General features: G+C 58.1%; 6 protein-coding genes. 3 read left to right on the forward strand and 3 right to left on the reverse strand.

Annotated elements, in window-relative coordinates; genetic code table 11:
- Nucleotides 1-227: 227 nt before the first annotated feature.
- The gene (locus tag BF99_RS0103100) at nucleotides 228-1,049 is read left to right on the forward strand and encodes a quinoprotein dehydrogenase-associated SoxYZ-like carrier (protein WP_025769718.1); all 822 of its coding nucleotides are present in this window, start codon (nucleotides 228-230) and stop codon (nucleotides 1,047-1,049) included.
- 90 nt (nucleotides 1,050-1,139) lie between these two features.
- Here BF99_RS0103100 and BF99_RS0103105 read toward each other — a convergent pair whose 3' ends face one another.
- Nucleotides 1,140-2,018 carry an aldo/keto reductase gene (locus BF99_RS0103105; RefSeq protein ID WP_038097083.1) on the reverse strand — a complete coding sequence of 293 codons (879 nt, stop codon included), beginning with the start codon at nucleotides 2,016-2,018 and terminating at the stop codon, nucleotides 1,140-1,142.
- A gap of 430 nt (nucleotides 2,019-2,448) precedes the next feature.
- Between BF99_RS0103105 and BF99_RS0103125 the strand changes: the two genes are divergently transcribed.
- A complete protein-coding gene (locus BF99_RS0103125; protein ID WP_025769720.1) occupies nucleotides 2,449-4,017 on the forward strand; it encodes a trimethylamine methyltransferase family protein in 1,569 nt (522 codons plus the stop codon).
- 73 nt (nucleotides 4,018-4,090) lie between these two features.
- Here the strand turns inward: BF99_RS0103125 and BF99_RS0103130 are convergent, their stop codons facing one another.
- Together BF99_RS0103130 and BF99_RS0103140 are read right to left on the reverse strand one after the other, a co-directional pair.
- On the reverse strand, nucleotides 4,091-4,687 hold the full coding sequence (locus BF99_RS0103130; protein ID WP_025769721.1) for a glutathione S-transferase family protein: 597 nt from the start codon (nucleotides 4,685-4,687) through the stop codon (nucleotides 4,091-4,093).
- 78 nt (nucleotides 4,688-4,765) lie between these two features.
- Complete coding sequence (locus BF99_RS0103140) at nucleotides 4,766-6,073, reverse strand: NAD(P)/FAD-dependent oxidoreductase (protein WP_025769722.1); 1,308 nt, start codon at nucleotides 6,071-6,073, stop codon at nucleotides 4,766-4,768.
- Nucleotides 6,074-6,196: 123 nt separating this feature from the next.
- On the opposite strand from BF99_RS0103140, the gene BF99_RS0103145 reads away from it, so the two are divergent.
- Nucleotides 6,197-7,036, forward strand: a complete 840-nt coding sequence (locus tag BF99_RS0103145; RefSeq protein WP_025769723.1) for a pantoate kinase — start codon at nucleotides 6,197-6,199, stop codon at nucleotides 7,034-7,036.
- Nucleotides 7,037-7,200: the final 164 nt, after the last annotated feature.

The raw sequence follows: 7,200 nt of genomic DNA on the forward strand, positions 1-7,200 counted from the left end.
AGGGCGAACGGAAGATATCCCTGTGCGCTCGAAAAAGATGGGTTTTTTCACCGATTCCCGGCCGTCTCGCTTCGATGGGTCGATATCGCATCGAGGATCGATATTTTTTGGGATAGACTTTGCCGATGGCCGATCGGAATCGACGACTCCCCGATAAGGGAGGGCCTTTCAAAAGCATATTGAGATCGAGCCGAATATCGACGCCTTTTCGGGGGGAGGGTGAATCCATGACGAGGATATTTTCGAAGGCGATGGCCCTTGCCGGGCTGCTCGGGCTTTGTTTAGGACTGACATCCGCTGCATTCGGTGCGCAGAAGGATGAGACTCGCTGGAATCATTTGCGGGAGATGCTTTTTCAGGATCGGACGATTCACGACGGCGAGGCCTTGCTGGCCTTGGAAGCCCCGAAGCGGGCGCATGATGCCGCGATCGTTCCCATCAGCATCCGACCCGCCTTCGCCCAAAGCGCGGATCGCCATATCAAAACGATCACATTGGTGATCGATGACAACCCCTCTCCGATCGCCGGTCGCTTTCACTTCACCGAGAAAAGCGGCATCGCCGCCGTCAGCACCAGGGTGCGCGTCAATTCCTATACCAATGTGCGGGCCATCGCCGAAACCGATGACGGCGAGCTTTATATGACGAAGCGATTCGTCAAGGCCTCGGGTGGATGTTCGGCGCCGGCGGGAAAGGATATGGATGCGGCGATGGCTCGCATCGGCAAGATGAAGTTGCGCCAATCCGAAGCCCCGGTATTGGGGGAGCCGAGCCCGGTTCAGGTTCTTCTTAGCCACCCCAACAGCACCGGGATGCAGATGGACCAAGTGACTCGGCACTATGTCCCGGCGCATTTCGTCAAGAAGATGGAAGTGCTCTATCGCAACGAACCGATACTGACGGTGGAGTCGGATATCTCTTTGAGCGAGGATCCGAGCCTTCACTTTTATTTCGTCCCCGATGCCCCGGGCGAACTCGAAGTCAAGGCCATCGACAGCAAGGATAAGAAGTGGACGAAATCGTGGTCGATCTCGGGGGTCGATAGCTGATCGCCCGCTCTTTTTCCCCCCTGAGGCTCTCGTTGACCTGATCGCCGCTTCGTATCATCGGCTCGTATCGCCGTCTCTAAACCTCCCCGATCAGGTGCCGATACCGAACAGCGATGTGGCATTGCGGCCTCGGGCGACCTTGCGCATCGCATCGTCGCCGGGCGATCCCTCGAAGCAAGCGGCGGCATCGAGCACCAGCGGAAGCAGGTCGAGATCGCCGACGGTGTTGAGAAAGATATCCGGGCGGGCGAGTGCCCAATGGACGGCGGTTTTTATATCATCGGGATCCTCCAAAGGCTGATACCAAGTATTGCGATTCTCGGTGGTCGTCCCCCACGGGCCGCGGGCGATGGATTTGATCGTTTGTACCGCCACATCGCGCGTCGAGCATCGTCGGCACAGGGCATCGAAATCGCCGCGATAGCGCTCGTTTTCGTACATCACGAAATTCCACGGCATCAATACCGAGTCGAAGTCGAATCGATCGAGGCTCTTGAGATGCATCGAGGCGATGGTCCAGCCGTGTCCGGTGACCCCGATAAAGCGCGTCAGTCCCTCTTCCTTGGCCTCGATGACCGCCTCGAGCGCACCCCCCTCGCCCATCGCCTTTTCCCAATCCCCGGGATGGGCCAAAGAGTGCAGTTGAAGGAGATCCACCGAATCGACGCGGAGCCGATCCAGCGAGCGCCGGATCTCGTCTTTGGATTCTCGGTAGCTGCGAAGCCCGGTTTTGGTGGCCAGAAAAAAGCGATCGCGATGCGCCTGCATCCATGATCCCACCCGCAGCTCGGCGTCGCCGTAGCGGGGGGCCACATCGATATGATTCACCCCGTATTCGAGCAGGATATCCAAGGCCCGACTCGCCTCGTCCGGGGTTGCGTTCTTGAGCGCCGCCGCTCCGAAGATGGTTCGGGTGCTTTGATGCCCGCTGCGTCCGAAGCGTTTCTTTTCAATCGATTTCAAAGCCATATTCTCAATCCTTTTCCGAAGATGGGAAAATGCCGGATTTTCTTTCGCAGGCGGCATCGGGGATGGATATTTCGAAGGCGAATTCGAAGACGAATTGTCGCTCCCTCGTATTTCGCATCGAGCCGATAAAAGCCCGCCGCCATCGATGTTCGTCGATCCTCGAAGGCTCGAGACTCGATGGTTCGGGATCGAAAGAGACGATTGCATTTTATGATCGATATCGTTTCCTTGAATCTTCGAAAGACCGATGGCTATTCATTCTTCGTATTTCCTTCGCCTTAATCTCGCCTCGATACTCGGGAAAAGCCGCCGAAATACCCGTTCTCCTCTCGAAGGATTCGATCCTTGCGATGAAATTCTTTCGAAAAGACCTCGGGATTTTGCATATCATCGACCATTGCCGGACCATCAGACGATCAAAGGGGATTCGATGAGCGATTCGCAAAGCGGTGCGACGAAGCGGACTTCTCGCCGAAGCGGCGGCCGAAGCGCCAATCGTCGGGGCTCGGGGCCGGCGATCCGGCAACTGAAATGGCAGATTCCCGTCAACGGCGACGCCCCGACCGAACCCTTCGATGCCGATCAGGTGCATGCGGTGCATGACGCCGCGATGCGAATCCTCGAGGAGATCGGGATCGAATTTTTGAATCAAGAGGCTCGAAATATCCTGAAAGAGGCGGGCTGCGAGACCTCGAAGGACGGGACCAATGTGCGCATGGATCGCGCCTTGGTGATGGAAAAACTGGCGCTTGCGCCCTCGAGTTTCACGATGACCCCTCGCAACCTTGAACGGGCGGTGCCGATCGGGGGGCGCAATATGGTCTTCGTCAATGTATCGAGCCCCCCGAACTGCTCGGATATCGATCGCGGGCGGCGGGTGGGGGATCGCGAGAGTTATCGGGATTTTTTGAAGATGGTGCAGTATTTCAACTGCATCCACATGGCCGGGGGATATCCGGTGGAGCCGATGGATCTCCATCCATCGACGCGCCATCTCGATTGCCTGTATGACAAATTGGTGATGACCGACAAGGTGGCGCATGCCTACTCGCTCGGTAGCGAGCGAGTGGAGGATGTGATGGAAATGGTGCGGCTCGCCGGTGGGCTGACGCACGAGGAATTCGAGTCCGCCCCGAGGATGTATACCAATATCAATTCCTCCTCGCCCCTCAAGCACGATTGGCCGATGCTCGACGGAGCGATGCGCTTGGCGCGCCGCGGCCAGCCGGTTTTTGTCACCCCCTTCACTTTGGCGGGGGCGATGGCCCCGGTAACCCTCGCCGGAGCGATCGCGCAATTCGTCGCCGAAGGGCTATCCGCCATCGTCTTGCTGCAATGCGTTCGCCCCGGGGCGCCTTGCGTGCTCGGATCGTTCACCTCCAATGTCGATATGCGCACCGGGGCCCCCGCTTTCGGCACCCCGGAATACCTGCGCGCGACCCAAATCTCCGGCCAGATGGCGCGTTTTTACGGATTGCCATTGCGCGCATCCAACGCCTGTGCCGCGAATTGCCCCGATGCCCAAGCGGCATGGGAGAGCGCTTTTTCCCTGTGGGCGGTGGTCTCCGCCGGGGTGAACGTGGTTTACCATGCCGCGGGCTGGTTGGAGGGAGGGCTATGCGCCTCGTATGAAAAATTCGTGATGGATTGCGAGACCCTGCAACAGATGATCGCCTATATGAAGCCGGTATCCGCAACCGGCGACGATATCGCGCTCGACGTGATTCAAGAGGTCGGATCGCAAGGTCATTTTCTGGGCTGCGATCACACCCGGGCTCGCTACGAGCATGCGTTTTACGAGCCCTTCGTATCGGATTGGAGCAATTTCGAGAACTGGGAAGAGCGCGGCGCGATCGATACCCCGAGGCGTTCCAACGCCTTATGGAAGAAGATCATGAAGGAGTACGAAACGCCCCCGATGCTCGATGCGGATCGCGAGGCTCTTGCGGATTTCGTGGAACGTCGCAAGCAAGAGGGCGGAGCCCCGACGGATTTTTGAAATCCCCTACCCGACTCGCTATCGAATCATCCGCTTCGAGGCCAAGCGTCGAGAGGGCGTTGCCGGCGAAGCGTCAGGGGGGCGTTACCGACCCCAAGTCGAGCTCATCCTCGCATCGTTCGATCCATTGCCGAAGGTGCGAACGAGCGCCGAGATCGAATCCCCCTTGGGGAGCCAGCCGGGTATAGGCCAGCAGGGCGATATCGGCGATGGAAAAGCGATCCATGACCAGATATTGCCTTGTTCTTAGGTGATCTTGCATGAAATCAAGGGCCTTTTCCCCTCTTTCCACCCGCCAAGCCTCTCTTTGGTCGGCTGATTTTCCCCGATAGACCATTTCGAAGCGACAAACCGCGATATAGGGTTCGTGGCTATATTGCTCCCAAAAGAGCATCTCGTCGATCTTGGCTTGTCGATAAGCATCGTTCGGTAGCAGATCGCTGCCCGAGGCAAGATAGCGCAAGATGGCGTTCGATTGCGCAAGACAGCGGCCGTCCTCGAATTCGACGGCCGGGATCTGAGCCATAGGGTTGATGCGAAGATAATCGGGAGTTCGGGTTTGCCCTTGCATGATATCCACCGGGATCCATCGATACGAAAGCCCCAGATAATCGGCGACATATTTCACCTTGAGACAGTTGCCGGAATCGAGATCGCCGTAGATATTCATGTTATCCATCCTTTATCTTCTTATCGTTATCGCCATCGTCGATCGCTCGAAGGCGCAATCCGCCGGCATCTTTAAGGCTCAACCGAGCACCGAGAAACTGCTTTCGTTGTTGATCGATCGACGACGTGAATAAAAACCCATATCGATATCCCGATCGATATGGGTCAGATGAAACGACAGCGGTTGGAGGTCGTGATCGTGGCCTTTTTCGCAATGGTCGATCAGCGCCGCCATCATTTTCCCGGCCACCGGAGCGTTCTTGAACTGATTGCCGGAGGTACCGATGGCCATATAAAAACCCGGAATTCCGCTTTTGTCGTAGATCGGTATCCAATCGTCGGATACATCGTAGAGGTCGACCGCCCCGCGCGGGGTCGAGGGAATGCCGAGATTCGGCACCCGCAGGGCGTAGCGGCAGGCTTGGGTCAGCGATTGTTCGGTGAAGTTGCTTTGGTAGTCGTCGGGATCGACGAATTCGCGCGGATCGCATTCGGGATCCTCGCTGCCGATCAAGATATTGTTGCCGGTTTCCGGACGGACATAACAGCCGATATCGCTATCGGAGACCACCATCCCCAAGCGCTCGAAATCGAATCCTTCGGGAGCCGGTACATGCACTACCTCCTGGCGCAGCGCCCGGGTGGTGATGGTCATGTCCTCGTCGGCCCCGGCCATTTCGTTGATCACCGCCGAGTGCGGTCCGGCGATATTGACCACGATATTCGATGCGATTTCCGTGCCATCTTCGAGGCGCACCCCGCGCACTCGCCCGTCATCGCTTTTCAAGATACTCACGACCTCGCAGCCGAAGCGGAATTCGGCGCCCTTGGCCTCCGCCGCCGATTGCAGATTGCGGGTGCAGAATTGGGGATCGGAGACGTAGCCCGCAGTGGGCCAGAAAACGCCCCCGGCGAGTTCGCTGCCGGTCGCCTTGTCGAAGTCGTCATCGTTCATCGCCCGGGGCGGGCCGAAGCGGCGGGTGTCGTAGATCGGAAGCCGCTTGCGAATCATTTGAGCGCTCCACTGTTCATAAGGGATGCCGAGTTCATCAGACAATCGCAGATGCTTTTCCAAATAATGATTGTGCTCGGTTTTCATCACCAAGCACCCGCATTCGACGAAGCGAGCGATATCGTGCGAGGCGGGGACTTCGAGGTATTTCGCCCAATCGTGCCAGTAGTGATAGCTTTCCCAAGCCAAGGCGATGCCGTCGAAGGTCGAGTAATGCACGCGGACGATCGCGCACGAATTCGAGGTCGATCCGTAGCCGGCGGCCGGGAGGCGATCCAGACCGAGACAGCGATAGCCGAGCCTTGCCAGCTCCAATGCGGTGGCGGCGCCGATGACCCCGGCGCCGATGATGATGGCATCGTGACGATCCTCCATTCTTCCTCCATTGCGCATTGCGGCCGATGCAAATCCATCGAGCGATTCGAAAATCGCTTCCATCCCCGATGGCAAGCATTCTTATAGAATACGGGTTTTTCGACTTCCTCCTTTGGATTTTTCATGCAGGCATCGGCATTCGCTCCGGGCAATCTCTCCGGGATATTTCGCATCGTTCGAGCCGAGCGTCCCGAGCGGATGCATGCCTTGGGGATGGGCTTCACGGTCGCCCAAGGGATCATCGCAAGCGTCGAGGAAGGGGCTTCGAGCGAGATATCCTTCAACGGCGAGATATTCGATTTCGCCACCGTGCGCCACGTGGTCGAGGCCCTTTGCCCTTTGCGATCGATTCGGGTTCGTCTCGAAAGCCCTCTTCCTTTGAGCGGAGGTTTCGGATTGAGCGGGGCTTCGGCCTTGGCCACCGCCTTCGCCCTCGATCATGCTTTGGATCTCGGCAAGACCGCCGGCGAGTTGGCGATGATCGCTCATGTCGCCGAAGTCAGGAATCTGACCGGCTTGGGCGATGTCTGCGGGCAGCTGCATGGCGGTTGTCTGATCAAGCTGGTGCCGGGTGATCCCTTGGCCGCCAGGGCCTTGCCGGTCCCCGAACAGGATGTGTTCTATCGATATTTCTCCCCCATCCATACCGAGGATATCCTGAGTGACCCCGGGCGGGTGGCACGAATCAATGCCGCCGCCGATGCGACCCTGACGGCGATCTCGCACCTGGCCGAGCGGGAGGTGGACGATTTCGCCCGCTATGTAGCGGTCGCCAGGCAATTTTCCGACGAGAGCGGTCTGTTGCACCATGTCGGCGTGCGGCGTACGATCGAAGAGGTCGAGTCCGCCGGAGGGGCGGCGTCGATGATCATGCTCGGCAATGCGGTCTTTGCGACCATGGCCTTCGAAGGGGCCTCGAAGACGCGCTTGTCCCGCACCCCCGCCAAGGTGATCGCGCCGTGATTGCATATCGCTCGAACCTTCGTCGATGATCGACGAGCGGGATGGCCACCGATGCAATTCGGCCACGAGAGAAGTCGGAAAAAGGATAAGATATCTATATTGCCATCGGTGTTTTTTCGAAAAAAGCGGCGTGCCGCTGCTCCCGACGATAAGGTCTTTCGAGA

The organism is Thioalkalivibrio sp. HK1 (assembly GCA_000583135.1).
Taxonomy (GTDB): Bacteria; Pseudomonadota; Gammaproteobacteria; order HK1; family HK1; genus HK1.